The organism is Pseudomonas sp. R1-6, from assembly GCF_051132115.1.
GTDB lineage: Bacteria > Pseudomonadota > Gammaproteobacteria > Pseudomonadales > Pseudomonadaceae > Aquipseudomonas.
Map to the genome: position 1 here is coordinate 16,581 of NZ_CP071662.1, position 15,001 is coordinate 31,581.

Annotated in this window: 13 protein-coding genes; 6 read left to right on the forward strand and 7 right to left on the reverse strand. The window is 60.9% G+C overall.

The genetic code is table 11. The features are described from left to right. Positions 1–68 precede the first annotated feature (68 nt). Positions 69–1,469 carry a dihydrolipoyl dehydrogenase gene (gene lpdA, locus J3P81_RS00075; RefSeq protein ID WP_434561522.1) on the reverse strand — a complete coding sequence of 467 codons (1,401 nt, stop codon included), beginning with the start codon at positions 1,467–1,469 and terminating at the stop codon, positions 69–71. Positions 1,470–1,677: 208 nt separating this feature from the next. On the opposite strand from lpdA, the gene hflK (J3P81_RS00080) reads away from it, so the two are divergent. The 5 genes from hflK (J3P81_RS00080) (at position 1,678) to cfaB (ending at position 8,993) form a co-directional block, all read left to right on the forward strand. Then, on the forward strand, positions 1,678–3,639 hold the full coding sequence (hflK, locus tag J3P81_RS00080; protein WP_434564171.1) for a protease modulator HflK: 1,962 nt from the start codon (positions 1,678–1,680) through the stop codon (positions 3,637–3,639). Next, positions 3,636–4,673: a protease modulator HflC gene (gene hflC, locus J3P81_RS00085; RefSeq protein WP_434561524.1), complete on the forward strand. Its 1,038-nt coding sequence runs from the start codon at positions 3,636–3,638 to the stop codon at positions 4,671–4,673. The genes hflK (J3P81_RS00080) and hflC overlap by 4 nt, the downstream gene beginning before the upstream one ends. Continuing rightward, complete coding sequence (gene hflK, locus J3P81_RS00090) at positions 4,670–5,722, forward strand: protease modulator HflK (RefSeq protein ID WP_434561526.1); 1,053 nt, start codon at positions 4,670–4,672, stop codon at positions 5,720–5,722. The genes hflC and hflK (J3P81_RS00090) overlap by 4 nt, the downstream gene beginning before the upstream one ends. Continuing rightward, positions 5,719–7,614, forward strand: a complete 1,896-nt coding sequence (locus tag J3P81_RS00095; RefSeq protein ID WP_434561528.1) for a cation-translocating P-type ATPase — start codon at positions 5,719–5,721, stop codon at positions 7,612–7,614. Before hflK (J3P81_RS00090) ends, J3P81_RS00095 begins: the two co-directional genes overlap by 4 nt. Positions 7,615–7,805: 191 nt before the next feature. Further along, positions 7,806–8,993 (forward strand): C17 cyclopropane fatty acid synthase CfaB, encoded by a 1,188-nt coding sequence (gene cfaB / locus J3P81_RS00100; protein ID WP_420766085.1) that lies wholly within the window; start codon positions 7,806–7,808, stop codon positions 8,991–8,993. On the opposite strand, the gene cls is transcribed toward cfaB, so the two are convergent. Next, positions 8,990–10,429, reverse strand: coding sequence for a cardiolipin synthase (cls, locus tag J3P81_RS00105; protein ID WP_420766086.1), 1,440 nt, complete (start codon positions 10,427–10,429; stop codon positions 8,990–8,992). The genes cfaB and cls overlap by 4 nt on opposite strands. A 140-nt stretch (positions 10,430–10,569) precedes the next feature. Here cls and J3P81_RS00110 point away from each other — a divergent pair, with 140 nt between their 5' ends. Continuing rightward, positions 10,570–11,091: a DUF3617 domain-containing protein gene (locus J3P81_RS00110; protein ID WP_420766087.1), complete on the forward strand. Its 522-nt coding sequence runs from the start codon at positions 10,570–10,572 to the stop codon at positions 11,089–11,091. Between the two features lie 2 nt (positions 11,092–11,093). Here the strand turns inward: J3P81_RS00110 and J3P81_RS00115 are convergent, their stop codons facing one another. The 5 genes from J3P81_RS00115 to J3P81_RS00135 form a co-directional block, all read right to left on the reverse strand. Then, positions 11,094–11,969, reverse strand: a complete 876-nt coding sequence (locus J3P81_RS00115; protein ID WP_434561530.1) for a metal ABC transporter substrate-binding protein — start codon at positions 11,967–11,969, stop codon at positions 11,094–11,096. A gap of 10 nt (positions 11,970–11,979) precedes the next feature. Next, positions 11,980–12,846 (reverse strand): metal ABC transporter permease, encoded by an 867-nt coding sequence (locus J3P81_RS00120; RefSeq protein ID WP_434561532.1) that lies wholly within the window; start codon positions 12,844–12,846, stop codon positions 11,980–11,982. Continuing rightward, entirely contained in the window at positions 12,846–13,514 is a 669-nt protein-coding gene (locus J3P81_RS00125; RefSeq protein ID WP_434561534.1) for a metal ABC transporter ATP-binding protein, read from the reverse strand. The genes J3P81_RS00120 and J3P81_RS00125 overlap by 1 nt, the downstream gene beginning before the upstream one ends. Beyond that, positions 13,511–14,407 carry a GTP cyclohydrolase FolE2 gene (folE2, locus tag J3P81_RS00130; RefSeq protein WP_434564172.1) on the reverse strand — a complete coding sequence of 299 codons (897 nt, stop codon included), beginning with the start codon at positions 14,405–14,407 and terminating at the stop codon, positions 13,511–13,513. The genes J3P81_RS00125 and folE2 overlap by 4 nt, the downstream gene beginning before the upstream one ends. Positions 14,408–14,512: 105 nt before the next feature. Beyond that, complete coding sequence (locus J3P81_RS00135) at positions 14,513–14,905, reverse strand: glutamine synthetase (protein WP_434561536.1); 393 nt, start codon at positions 14,903–14,905, stop codon at positions 14,513–14,515. Positions 14,906–15,001 lie beyond the last annotated feature (96 nt).

Below are 15,001 nucleotides of genomic sequence, written 5' to 3' on the forward strand. Positions count from 1 at the left end.
GTCAGTAGGTGTGGATGAGACTGACCTGACGCCATCGCGAGCAAGCTCGCTCCAACAGGAATGCGGTGCTACATCTGCGTCGCCATTCCTTCCACATCCATCGCCGCCTGGCGCAATGCCTCCGAGCGGGTCGGGTGAGGGTGGCAGATCAGGGCGATGTCTTCGGCCGAGGCGCCGAACTCCATCGCTACGCAGTATTCGCCAATCATTTCGCTGACGCTTGGGCCAACCAGATGCACGCCGAGGATCTCGTCGGTGTGCTCATCGGCCAACACTTTGGCGAACCCTTCGGTTTCGTGATTGATCTTCGCCCGGCTGTTGGCCGTAAAAGGGAATTTCCCGACTTTGTAGGCGCGGCCCGCAGCCTTGAGCTGTTCCTCGGTCTTGCCGACGCTGGCCAGTTCCGGCCGGGTATAGATCACGTTGGGGATCAGGTCGTAATTGACCTCGCCGGCCTTGCCGGCAATCTGCTCGATGCAGGCCATGGCCTCGTCTTCGGCCTTGTGGGCGAGCATCGGCCCGGACGTGACATCGCCGATCACCCAGACACCGGGCGCCTCAGTGCGGTGGCGCTTGTTGGCGAGCAGGCCACGCGGGTCGGTCGTCAACCCGACATTTTCCAGCCCCAGCCCTTGTGTGTAAGGCCGGCGGCCAATGGCGACCAGCACGTAATCGGCGTCCAACGTCTGCGCGTTGCCGCCTGCTGCGGATTCGACCTGTAACTGCACGCCGTTGGCCGAGGACACGGCGCCAGTGACCTTGGCCCCCAGCTTGAATTGAATGCCCTGTTTCGCCAGGGCTCTCTGCAAGGTCTTGCCGGTGTCCGCATCCACACCCGGGCAGATGCGATCGAGGTATTCCACCACGGTCACTTCAGCGCCCAGGCGTCGCCAGACTGAGCCCAGTTCCAGACCAATGACCCCCGCGCCGATGACCACCAGGTGACGGGGCACTTCGCCGAGGGACAATGCGCCAGTAGAATCGAGGATGCGCCGGTTATCGACCTCTACTCCGGGCAGTGGCGTCGGCTCGGAGCCGGTGGCGATAACGATGTCCTTGGCGCCGAGTTCAACCTTGCCGCCATCGCCGCCGGTGACGCTCACCTTGCCGGGCCCATCGATATGGCCCCAACCCTTGATCCAATCGACCTTGTTTTTGCGAAACAGAAACTCGATGCCCTTGGTCAGGCCCGCCACGCTTTCGTCCTTTTGCTTCATCATCTGCGCGAGGTCGAGGGTAGGGCTGACGTTGATGCCCAGATTGGCAAATTCCGCGCCCTTGGCCGCTTCGTACAGCTCAGACGCGTGGAGCAGTGCCTTGGAGGGCATGCAACCGACGTTCAGGCAGGTGCCGCCCAGCGTTGCGCGGCCTTCGATGCAGGCGGCCTTCAAGCCCAACTGCCCGGCCCGAATCGCTGCGTTATAGCCGCCGGGACCGCCGCCCAGAATGATCACGTCGTAATCGCTCATCACTGTTCTCCCGCCTCGTCCAAAAAATTATGCACGTAATATGAGCGTTTCCGGAGATTACGGTCAAGGCTAAAGTCACCAGGGCTGGCCGTGAAAAATTCAACACGGAAATTTCACAGCACCGGTTATAAAGTAACGAACGTAGCGGAGCGGTGGCGGTTTTTATCCACAGCCCTGAATTTGGTTTTTCCACATGCGCTGGGATGACATGCAAGTCGATCTAGAAATCGAAGGGGCACGGGTGGCCGAGTGGCCGCGCTTTCAGCGTGCTGCGCTCCAGACACGCCGCTTGAAGCGGATCGCGTTGGCGCTGGCCGGCCTGGCGGGATTGGGCCTGGTACTGGCGTTTTTCATCGGATTGTTCTCGCCGCAATCCTTGTGGCCTGCCCTGTTGGTCAGCCAAAGCGCCGGCCTTATTGTGTTGTTGGCGGGCCTGCAATCGGCCGGGTGGGTGACGCGTTGGCGCAGCGAGGCGCTGGCGCCTGCGGTGGACAACGCACCTGTTATAACTGAGCCGGTTGAAGATTCGGATTGGTATGAGCGGATGCTCGAGGGGATCAGCGCCCGCTGGGTCGGTCTGCTGAAGCAAATCGGGGCGCCCGCGTTGTGGCTTTCCGGTTGGGCGCTCCTGGCGTTGCTGAGCCTTGAGCAAGCCTGGAATCTAGATTTGCCTGCTGCATCGCTTGGGGTGTCGGCGAGTGTCGGGGCGGTGGTTTCGTTATTGCTGGCGTTCAGCTTGCTGGTGTTTGAACGCCAACTGGCCCAGCAACCGCCAATCGAGTGGCCGGAAGCCTTGCCATTGGCACAGCTCGCGCGGGTGGCGATCGCCGTGCTTGTCCTTGGCGCATTGTGCCTGCTGTTCGCCGCCGATACGTCGATCTGGCCGACGCGCCTGGGAGTGTTGATCGGGGTGTTGCCAGGGCTGGTCGCGGTGGAGCTGCTGTTGCGCGCCATACTCTCCTTATTCAGCCCGCGCCGCGACTCCCTCGAGCCGACGCTGATGGGTCGCAGCTTTGTCGCCGATCTGCTGCGCTGGCCGCCGCAACCGTTGCTGGTCTTGCAGCACGAGTTACACAACCGTTTCGGCATCGACCTGCGTCAGATCTGGGCGTTCAGCTATATGCGCCGGGCGTTCTTTCCTGTGCTGGTGCTGGTGGCGCTGGTGGGCTGGTCGCTCACCGGCGTGCATGAAGTGGCGTTGCAGGAGCGCGGAATCTACGAGCGATTCGGCGAGCCGGTGCAAGTCCTTGGCCCAGGCCTGCATGGGGGCCTCCCTTGGCCGTGGGGGAGGGTGCTCAAAGTGGAAAATGGTGTCGTGCATGAATTGGCGACCAGCGTTGGCGATAGCAACGCGCTTGTGCAAGCGGAACCGGCCGAAGGACCGGCGCCGGTCAACGCCAATCGGTTATGGGACGCCACGCATGTGAACGATAAATCCCAAGTCATCGCCAGCCGGCGTGCCGATAAACAAAGCTTCGAGATCGTCAACATGGATGTGCGCTTTGTATATCGCATCGGCCTGACGGATGCCGCAGCGCTTGCTGCGACGTACAACAGTGCCGATGTGCCAACGCTGATCCGCAGCACGGCCAGCCGCATCCTCGTGCATGAATTCGCATCGCGCACGCTGGACGGTTTGCTGGGCGCGGACCGGGTCAGCCTGGCCGACGAAATCGGCCGTGCGGTGCAGGCTGACTTGCAATCGTTGGACAGCGGCGTTGAGATTCTTGCGACAGTGGTCGAGGCGATCCACCCTCCGGCTGGCGCGGCGAATGCCTATCACGGTGTGCAAGCGGCGCAGATCGGCGCGCAAGCATTGATCGCCCGGGAGCGCGGCGCCGCGGCTGAACAGACCAACCAGGCGCAACTGCAAGCCAGCATCGCCCATGACCAGGCCCAAGCCACGGCGAGGGAAATCAACGTCGCCGCCGAAGCCGCGGGCCTGCGCTTCGATGCCGAACGCCAAGCCTATGCGAAGGCAGGCCACGCCTTCCTCCTTGAGCAGTACTTCAGCCAACTGAGCCATGGCCTTGACAAGGCCAATCTGCTGATTCTCGATCATCGCGTGGGCGGCAGCGGCAACGCGCCGACCCTGGATCTGCGCACTTTCCCGCTGCCGGCGGACCCTGCGTCGCCACGTAACCCTGTCCTGCCAGGAGCTGCCCATTGAGCCAGTCTTCGTCACACGACCATCACGACCACGGTGGTCACGATCACGGCCATGTTGGTCATCACCACGGGCATCATCATCACCACGGCGACCCGCAGCAGGCTGGTCCGTTTCCCTGGAGGCGCATGGGCTGGGCAACGCTGTTGGTAGTGTTTGCCATAGCGGCTGCCAGCCTGGTGCAAGTGCGCTCGGGGGAGGCCACCGTTATCACCCGTTTTGGCAACCCGGCGCGAGTGCTGCTGGAACCGGGTCTGGGCTGGCGCTGGCCGGCGCCATTCGAAGCAGCGGTCCCGGTGGATTTGCGGTTACGTACCAGCTCCAGCGGATTGCAGGATGTCGGTACTCGCGATGGGCTGCGAATCATTGTTCAGGCCTATGTCACGTGGCAGGTGCAAGCGGACCCGGAAAATGTGCAGCGTTTCATGCGGGCAGTGCAGAACCAGCCAGACGAAGCCGCACGGCAAATACGCACGTTTGTCGGCTCGGCGCTGGAAACCACGGCCGCCAGTTTCGATTTGGCGAATCTGGTCAATACCGATGCCAGCCAAGTGCGCATCGTCGATTTTGAAACCCAACTGCGTCAACAGATCGAGCAGCAACTGCTGACCACCTATGGTGTGCGGGTCTTGCAAGTGGGCATCGAGCGCCTGACTTTGCCTTCGGTAACGCTTACCGCAACCGTGGACCGCATGCGTGCCGAACGAGAAACCATCGCCACGGAGCGCACCGCCATCGGTAAGCGTGAAGCAGCACAAATTCGTTCGGCGGCTGAACGTGACGCGCGAATCATGCAAGCCGACGCCACCGTCAAAGCTGCCGAGATAGAGGCACAATCTCGCGTGGAGGCGGCGCAGATCTATGGAAAGGCCTATGCGGGTTCGCCCCAGCTTTACAATCTGCTCCGCTCGCTGGACACCTTGGAGACCATCGTCAGCCCGGGCACCAAGCTGATTCTGCGCACAGACGCGGCGCCATTCCGGGTGTTGGTGGACGGCCCCCCTTCACTGGAACCCAAGGGCGGGACCCAGCCATGAGTTTGGTTCCACGTGGAACAAACGAGCTGTCGAGTCCATGGATTCAGGCCGGACGCCTGTCGTTCCTTGCGCTTTACGCGGTCACTGTCCTTGCCGCATTGGCCTGGTTGTTCGCCAACGTGCGGCAGGTTGCTCCGCAGGACCGCGCGATGGTTTTACACTTTGGCGCGCTGGATCGTGTCCAGAACGCGGGACTTTTATGGGCATGGCCTCGTCCCGTGGAACAGGTGATCCTACTGCCGGCGGCGGATCGAGTCCTGGAACGCCGCGTAGAAAACCTGCTCCGCTCGGATGCGGCGCTACAGGCCGATCGAGTGGCCAGCTTCGCTTCGCCAGTGACGGATGCCTTGGCGGGTTCTGGTTATTTATTGACCGGTGACGCCGGCGTGGTGCAGCTGGACGTGCGGGTTTTCTACAAGGTCACCGACCCTTACGCGTTTGTCCTCCAAGGCGAACACGTCTTGCCGGCCCTGGATCGGTTGGCGACCCGCAGTGCCGTGGCTCTTGCCGCAGCCCGGGACCTGGACACGATCCTGGTGGCGCGCCCCGAATTGTTGGGTAGCGATAGCCAGGCCGCGGAGCGTCGGGAGCGCCTTCGTGGCGATCTGGTGCAAGGTATCAACCGGCGACTCGCTGATCTTGCCGCGACAGGGCAGGGATTGGGAATCGAAGTGGTGCGAGTCGACGTGCAGTCGAGCCTGCCCGGGCCTGCCGTGGGGGCTTTCAACGCAGTACTGACCGCCAGCCAGCAGGCCGACAAAGCCGTCGCCAGCGCCCGTACCGAGGCGGAAAAACAGACCCAGTCAGCCCGCCAGGAGGCCGACCGGGCCTTGCAGGTGGCCCATGCCCAGGCTGGCGAACGGCTCGCCAAAGCGTCGTCCGACACCGCTTCGGTGTTCGGCTTGGCCAAGACCCAGGGCAGCGATCCGCAGATGCCGTGGCGGCTGTACCGTGAACGCATGCCTGAAATCCTGCGTCGGGCCGGGTCGGTGACCACGGTCGATCCGGAAGACGATTCCCGCTTGATTATCCAAGGAGCCGGGCAATGACTGCTCAAGCCACTGCCTCACCGATGTTGTCTTCTGCCGAACAGCGTGCAGCCGCTCGGCAGCTGACCTTGGCGATGCTCGCACTCGGGCTGCTCGCCTTGGGCCTGGCATGGCGCGGTTGGTCGCCAGGGCAAAACGGTGTCAGCCAGTTGTTGTTGGGTGCTGCCTCGTTGCTGGTAGCGGTGCCGGTAATGCGTTCCGCCTGGTACAGCTTGCGGTATCCGAGCTTGCATGGGATCACGGATCAACTCATCGCCTTGGCAATGCTTGGGGCCTGGGCCACCGGCGATCTGCTGACGGCCGCGCTGTTGCCCATCATCATGATCTTCGGTCACGTGCTGGAAGAACGCAGTGTGATCGGCTCCCAGGAAGCCATCCACGCCCTCGGCCAGTTGACCCGCAGCCAAGGTCGCAAAGTGCAGGCCGACGGCTCGGTCATCGAAGTCGATAACGGCACGCTACGACCAGGCGATGTGGTGGAGGTTCGCGCCGGTGACAGGGTGCCTGCCGACGGGCGAGTCTTGTCCGGGCAAGCGAGCCTCGACACCGCGCCCATCACGGGCGAGTCCGTACCCGTGGAGGCGGTCGCGGGGATGGATGTGTTTGGCGGCGCGATCAACCTCGACGGTTTGCTGCGCCTGGAAGTGACGCGCATTGGCGAAGCGTCGACGCTGGGCAAGGTCATTGCCCTGATGCAAAACGCCGAGCGTTCCAAGCCGCCGATTACCCGCTTGCTCGAACGCTACGCCGGTCGTTACCTGGTGCTGGTGTTGCTGCTGGCGGCGGTGACCTGGTTTGTCACGAACGATGCCCAGGCGATGCTCGCGGTCCTGGTGGCGGCGTGTCCCTGCGCCTTGGTGCTGTCAGCGCCGGCAACGGCCATTGCCGGGATTGCGGTGGCTGCACGTCACGGGATCCTGATTCGCAGCTCGGCTTTCTTGGAGGAGCTGGCCGACCTGACTTCGCTGGTCATCGACAAGACCGGAACCTTGACCTACGGCACATTGCAACTGCAATCGATACAAGGCGCCTCGGCGGATCGATCCGAGCTGCTGCCTTTGGCCGCCAGCCTCGGATCGGCCAGCAGTCATCCGGTCAGCCGCGCGCTGGCAGGGCAGGTGGCTGCGCAACATTATCTGCCGCTTAGCGATGTACACGAACGCCAGGGCCTGGGCGTGGTGGCCATGACCGGACGGGGCGAAGCCGCACTTGGTCGTCCCGAGTTGTTCGCCCGGCTGGGAATCGAGACGCCGGCCATTCCCGAGCATGACGGCCCAATCGCCGGCTTGGCCCTCGACGGGCAATTTCTCGCCTGGTTGCTGCTGGCCGACAGCGTCAAACCTGAAGCGCGGGCGGCCATGGCCGAGTTGCGCGAGCTTGGCCTGGGTCGCCAATTGTTGTTGACCGGAGATCGCCAAAGCGTGGCGACTGCGTTGGCGCAGCAGGTTGGTATCAACGATCTGCAAGCGCAGGCTTTGCCGGAAGACAAACTTAAACGGGTCATGGCCGAAATCGGTCACGGCTTCCGGCCGATGGTGGTGGGTGACGGGATCAATGATTCCCTGGCGCTGAAGGCCGGGGTGGTGGGGGTCGCAATGGGTGCCGGCGGGGCGGATATCGCGCTTGCGTCGGCGGATATCGTCCTGATTGGCAGTGATCTGAGGCGCCTTGGAACCTGTGTACGGTTGAGCCGGCAGTGCCGACGCACGTTGCAGGTCAATGTCATCATCGGCCTGGGCTGGACGCTCGCTATCGTTGCCTTCGCCGCATTTGGCTGGCTGGGCGCGGCGGGCGCGATGATCGCCGCGTTGCTGCACAACTTGAGCACCTTGTTGGTGCTGGGAAACGCTGGGCGTCTGCTGCGGTTCCAGGAACCGCTGTTGAGAATCTAACGAGCGAGCTGGAGCGAACTGTTGGCGGCGCCCGCAGTCACTTACGAGAGGGCACACTCCTTCGCCAGCAGTCACTGCTAAAACACAGCTGGTAACAGGGCGATAGAAAAAGGCTATAAATTCGATAGCCTGCTATTTTTCTAGCATGGTCTACCCTCATTTCAGACGTCTGAAACAAGGGGGGATTTTTCATGCTCGCTCAACTTCCGCCGGCCTTACAGAATCTGCATCTACCGCTTCGTTTGCGGCTCTGGGATGGCCATGAGTTCACGCTCGGTGCCGATCCCAGCGTCACGATTGTGGTCAAGGACCCTCAAGTGGTCGCGCAATTCACCCACCCCAGCCTGGATGCACTGGGTGCAGCGTTTGTCGAAGGCAAACTCGAGCTTGAAGGCTCTATCAATGAAGTCATTCGTGTATGTGACGAGCTGAGCCAGGCCCTGGTGGACGAAGACGACAGCAACTTGCCGGTGCGTACTGTCCACGACAAGGAAACCGACGCCAAGGCGATCTCCTATCACTACGACCTGTCCAATGCGTTTTATCAGCTCTGGCTCGACAGCGACATGGTGTATTCATGCGCTTATTTCGAGACCGGCAGCGAAACCCTCGAACAAGCGCAACAAGCGAAATTCCGCCATTTGTGCCGCAAGCTGCGCCTGCAACCCGGAGACTATCTGTTGGACGTTGGCTGTGGCTGGGGCGGGTTGGCGCGTTTCGCGGCGCGGGAATTCGGAGCCAAGGTGTTTGGCATTACCCTGAGCAAGGCGCAGCTCGCCCTGGCTCGGGAGCGGGTTAAGGCTGAAGGCCTGGAAGATCAGGTGGAGCTGCAGTTGCTGGACTATCGGGACCTGCCCCAGGACGGACGTTTTGACAAAGTGGTCAGCGTCGGCATGTTCGAACACGTGGGGCACGCCAACCTGGCCCAGTACTGCAAGACGCTGTTCGGTGCCGTCCGTGAAGGCGGCTTGGTGATGAATCACGGTATCACCGCCAAGCACACCGATGGCCGTCCGGTAGGGCGCGGGGCGGGCGAGTTCATCGAGAAATACGTGTTTCCCAATGGTGAGTTGCCGCATCTGTCGATGATCTCTGCCGAAATCAGCGAAGCCGGGCTGGAAATCGTCGATGTAGAAAGCCTGCGCATGCACTACGCGCGCACCCTCGATCACTGGAGCGAGCGTTTGGAGGACAACCTCGAAGCCGCGTCCAGGGAAGTGCCGGAGCAGGCCTTGAGAATCTGGCGGCTGTATCTGGCGGGCTGCGCCTATGCGTTCGCCAAGGGCTGGATAAACCTGCACCAGATTCTCGCGGTCAAGGCCCATGCCGATGGCAGCCATGAATTGCCTTGGACTCGCGACGACATCTACACGCCTTAAAGAATCGGCGAAATGAGCCGGGCGATTCGCATGCCGATTTTTTGCAGGCGGTGGGTCTCCCGGCTTTCTTGTTTGGCCACTTCGTGGGCTTGGGCAAAATCCTTCTCGAGCATTTGCTCCACTTCGCTGGCAAACGCGATATCAACGGTCAGCAGCATGACTTCGAAATTCAATCGAAACGAACGGTTATCCAGGTTCGCACTGCCGATCGCGCTTATTTCCTGATCGATCAGTACGACTTTCTGGTGCAGGAATCCTGGCTCATAACGAAACACCCGGACGCCGGCCCGCACCGCTTCGAATGCATAGAGGCTGGACGCCGCGTAGACGATTTTGTGATCGGGCCGCGAAGGTAGCAGGATACGCACATCCACGCCGCGCAAGACGGCCAGGCGCAGCGCCGCAAAGACCGCTTCGTCAGGGATGAAGTAGGGCGTGGTGATCCAGATTCGCTCGTTTGCGGCGTGGATCGCTTCGACGAAAAACAATGAGCAGGTTTCCTGCGCGTCCGCCGGACCGCTGGCCAGCAGTTGGCAGAGCACGCCGCCATCCGGATAAGTGTCCGGCAGGATCAATGGCGGCAATGCACGGGCGGCCCAGAACCAGTCTTCCGCAAAGGATTCCTGCATGCTCGCCACCACGGGGCCGCGCACTTCGACGTGGGTGTCGCGCCATGGGGCCAACGGAGGCTTTTCGCCCAGGTATTCGTCGCCCACGTTGTGACCACCGACAAACCCCAGGACGCCGTCCACGGCCACGATCTTGCGATGGTTGCGGAAGTTGACCTGGAACCGGTTCAACCAACCGCTGCGGGTGGCAAAGGCTTTCACATGGACGCCGCCGTCGCGCAGTGCCTGGACGTAACGGTGGGGCAGGGAGTGACTGCCGATACGGTCATAAAGCAGGTATACCGCCACGCCCTCGGCTGCTTTCTTCAACAGTAACGCGTGCAAGCGTTGGCCGAGACGGTCGTCATGGATGATGAAGAATTGGATCAGAATGGCTTCCCGCGCACTTTCCATGGCCTGGAAAATCGCCTCGAACGTGGCGTGGCCATCCACCAGCAGCCGCACCTGGTTATTCGCCAGGCAAGGCGCGCGTCCGAGCTTCGGCATGGCGCGCAAGGAAGCATAAGCGTGGGACGCGCGGGCTGTGAGCGCCTCTTCGACCCAAGGCCGCCAGTTCAGCTCGGAGATCGCCTTGCGCATCTCTTCGTTGGCCTGTCGTCGCGCCTTGATGTAACCGTCGAAAGTACTGCGGCCAAAAACCAGGTAGGGAATAAGCGTCAGATAAGGGATGAACACCAGTGACAGGGCCCAGGCGATCGAGCCTTGGGCGGTTCGCACGGTGAGTACCGCATGGACCGCAGCGATGGAACCGAGGGTGTGGAGCAGCGCGATCAGGTAACCGAAAACATGCGGGCCGTAATAGTCCATGGGGCAGCCGTGCTCCTGAAGTTTCAATGCTTAACAGACCATGTTACGCAACGAATGTCGCTAATTAATTCACCTGTGCTGGCCTGAACCGAAGCTTGCGGGCAGCGTCTAACGGCCACTTGTCCTCTGGAGTTTTTGCAATGAAAGTTCGCCTGCTGGGTTTGGCCTTGGCCATTGGTTTCTCGGTTCCTGTAGCGGCTCATGCGCAGATGCTTCAACCGGGCCTGTGGGAACTGACGACAAGCAACATGAAGGTCGATAACCAGAATCTGCCTGACCTGCAATTGATCCTCGGCCAGTTGCAGAACCAGATGACGCCCGAGCAGCGAGCGATGCTGGAAAAGCAAGGCATCACCATGGGGGGTAAAGGTATTCGGGTATGCCTGACGCCGGAGCAAGTCCAGACCAACGATATCCCGCTGCAGGATCCGCAGTCAGGGTGCAAGCAGCAGATCACCGAGCGGACCGGCAACCAATGGAAGTTTCGCTTCAGTTGTCCGAAAGCCCAGGGCAGCGGCATCGCGACCTTCCAGAGTGATCGCGAATTCACCACCAAGGTCAATGGCACGTTCAACGCCACGGGCATCCAGCAGAACGGTAGCCTGGATACCCGCGCCGTGTGGCTGGGGCAGGATTGTGGAACGGTCAAGCCAAGGGCTTGATTTCAGGGCTGGCTCAATGCTTCGTACAGGGTGTTGAGGTTGTACTCGAACAGGCCGGTAAACGTGCTCGCGGGTCCGCTGGCGGCGAGGGCGTCGGAGTACAAGGTGCCGCCGATGTGCGCGCCGCTTTCATCGGCAATTTGCTTGAGCAGGCGTGCGTCCTTGATGTTTTCCATGAACACCGCTTTGACTTTGGCCTGGCGGATTTGCGTGATCAAGGCGGCGACTTCGGCAGCCGATGGCTCGCGTTCAGTGGACAAGCCTTGCGGTGCCATGAAATCGATGCCGTAGGCTTGGCCCAGGTAACCGAAGGCGTCGTGAGAAGTGACGATCTTGCGATTGCCGGGTGGCAAAGCGGTGAACTTCGCCTTGGCTTCGGCGAGTAGGGCATGGATCTTTTTCAGGTACGCCTGGCTGTTACGTTCGTAATCGGCCTTGTTGGCCGGGTCGGCTGCTTCCAATGCCTTCGTGATGTTGCCGACGTAGAGCACGGCGTTGGCAAGGTTGTGCCACGCATGCGGGTCTGGGATGGTCTCCCCGTCTTCGTCCAAGGAACGTGGAATCACGCCACGGCTGGCACTGATTACCGGCGCGGTGGTTTCGGTGCTGGTGACCAGGCGATCCAGCCACGGCTCGAAGCCCAATCCATTCTTGATGATCACCTTGGCTTTCAGCAGCGCCTTGGCATCGTCTGGGGTGGGCTCGTAGGTGTGTGCGTCGGCGTCGGGACCGACCATGTTGACGATCTGTACGTGTTCGCCGCCGACCTGTTGGGTCATGTCGGCAAGAATGCTGAAGCTGGTGACGACCTGCAGCTTTTCGGCAGCAGGGGAGGACATGGACACCATCAAGCTAAATATCAGGAGCAGGGCGCGCATCGGCAAAACCTCATTGGGATGTGAGCAAAGGCGGGCGGCGCAGCAAGCCATGCACCGGACCGAATACTACGGACAGCAAATAGAGCACGCCCGCCATCAGTACGATGGCCGGTCCGCTGGGCAGCGAGAAGTAGAAGGACAGCAGCAGGCCCAGCCACACCGAAAGGCAGCCGAACAGTGCGGCCATAGCCATCAGGGTCGGCAGGCGGCGGCTCCAGAACCGCGAAGCCGCGGCAGGCAACATCATCAGGCCCACAACCATCAGCGCTCCGATGGCCTGGAAGCCGATCACCAGGTTCAACACCACAAGTGTCAGGAACACGCCGTGGGCCAACGGACCCAGACGACTGACTGTCCGCAGAAACAAGGGGTCCAGGGTATCGAGCAACAGCGGGCGATAGATCAGCGCCATTGCACCCAGGCTTGCGGCGCAAACCCAGAGCATGCCGGTGAGTGTCGGACTGTCTACTGCCAGTGCGGAACCAAATAACAGGTGCAGCAAGTCCAGGCGTTTGCCGGCCATGCCGAGAATCAGTACGCCGGCCGCCAGGGATATGGGATAGATCGCCGCCAGGCTGGCGTCCTCTCGCAGTCCAGTGCGGCGGGTAATCCACGCTGCGAGCCCGGCCATGCTCAGGCCGGCCCCCAGGCCTCCGACGGTCAGGGCAGGCAGGCTCAAGCCGGCGAACCAGAACCCGAGCGCTGCGCCCGGCAGGATGCCGTGAGCCACGGCATCACCGATCAGGCTCATCCGCCGCAGAATCAGAAACACCCCTAGTGGAGCCGTGCTGCACGCCAGTACCAGACCGCCCAACAACGCCCGGCGCATGAACAGGAAATCCAGGAAGGGCTGCCATAGGTGGGTTGCGCTGAGCATCAGGCGACCTTCGTGTACTGAGGCCGTTCGATCAAGTCGACGCTGCGACCCAATGCGCAACCTGTAGGACTGATCAGCAAGGTGTGGGGAACATGCCGATGTACCGCAGCGAGGTCGTGACAGACCACCATTAAGGTCCGACCTTCTCGGTGCCATTGGTGAATATGTTTCCACAACAGCGCCTGGCCCATTTCGTCGAGCGCAGCATGAGGCTCGTCGAGCAGCAGGACGGGTGCCTCGGCCAAGCTCAACCGGGCGAGCAGGGAACGCTGTAGCTCACCACCCGACAGAGCCATCAGTGGGCGATGTTCGAGGCCGCTTAGATTCCAATCGTCCAGGACGGCCTTGAGTCGCTGGTTTCGGGTCGCAGGATTTTGTCGAAGGCCCCATGAGCCTGCTGCAACCAGCTCTTGCAGGCTGATCGGGAAATGCCGGTCCAAGTGTTGTTGCTGGGGCAGGAATGAAACACCGCCGCGCCGAGGCACGTTCAATGAAGCTGTTCCCGATAGCGGCTTTTGCAACCCGGCCAGCACTTTTATAAGGCTGCTTTTTCCGGAGCCGTTGGCGCCGATGATGGCGGTCAGGCTGCCTTCAGGTCGTTCCATGTCCAGCGGGGGCGTGAGCGGTTGACCCGGCGCACCCCATCTCAAGGCTTGGCAACGAATCATGAGGCCTCCCGGACCCAGTGACTCTGGGCGACGGCATCGTGGGCATGGAGGCTTTCAGCGTGAACCACCCGCACGTCAAATGAGGAGATCCAGGGCATCTTTTGCAACGCGACGTTCAATCGACGCGCGGCGTCTTCACAGAACATCAGGTTCTGGCCGTTGGCCAGGGCAAAGGCTTGTTCGTCCGCACGCTTCACGGCGGTTTGTACAGCGGTGCCCAGGGCAGCCTCGGCCTCGTTGATCAGGGCCAGCCATGGTAATTCACGGATATCGGTGTTCAGCCGCACTTTCAAGGTGGCGAGGCTGCGTTGGCTATGAGGGGTAGCGACGATGCCTTTTGATGTGCCCAGCCAAGCGAGCACGTCGGCATGCTCGAGCGCTTTGTTTGCAAAATCATCGATGAATTGTTGCTGAATGAGCTGACGCGCAAGCGCTGCCGAGCAGGGACAGGTGGATGAATACGGAACTTGAATCTCAAGTTCCACGTGGAACATCGAATCGTCTAAGTGAGCGTCCACCTTGGTGGGGTACAGCTTCCACCCAGCAAGAGGGCTGATCAAGGCGGAGCGTTTGTACATGAGATCCGTCTTCAGGCTAAGCGAGGCGCGCCGGGACAATCCCCCATGGCTATCAAGGAAGCTCTGTAAAATCTGTCGTAAAAGAGACGGCGAAAGTGGGGAGTTTTCGAGCGGCTCCAGCGCCAGATACAAGCGTGACATATGGATGCCACGAGCTTCGCCATCATCGAGGCTGACGCCCGCGTCAGCAGTTGCGCTCAAGCGTTGACCGTCGATCAACAGCGGTACAGCAATGCCGCACATGCCGACCCAATCTAGCGGCAAGTTCTGGCGAGATGCCTGTGCCGCGACGTCTGGCAGAGTTAACGCATTCATCTTGAAGGTCCAGAAGAGGTTCGCTTGAATGTTATAGTATAACAGTAAGTGCGACGAGGCCTTTTTCATGAATGCTTTTTCATTGGCAGCGTTCCACGTGAAACATCAGCGTTTCGGTTGCTCGCACCCGCTCATACGGCCGCATACAAACCGGCCACCGCCCCCGCCGGAGCTGGAAAAGCGATTGATAGTGGTCCAACCCACGCGCCGGCTATATCCAACCCAGGCTTCGCCATCAGAAGCAAACCCGGTGAAAAACGTCAGCTGACCATAACGGCTATTTGTCTGGGACCAATAGCGCCGTCCGGTAGCCTCAAAACCTCGTAAATAAAAGGTATTTCCTGCCGTGAAAACGCTGTAGGCATTGCCTTGTGCATCGACGCACGCGAGCAGATTGGCGCTGCGCGTGCAATTGGCCGGCGTGGGAGGGTGAGCCGAAGCACCCACTGAAAATAGCAATAACAGCCCTATCGGCAAAAGATTCGAAAAGCTCGGCATACGGTGTCGCCCATGGAAATCGTTTGGTCAGCTTGCACTGTTATACTATAACATATATATCGACCAGCCTTTCATCGAACCAATGCCTGAAGACTC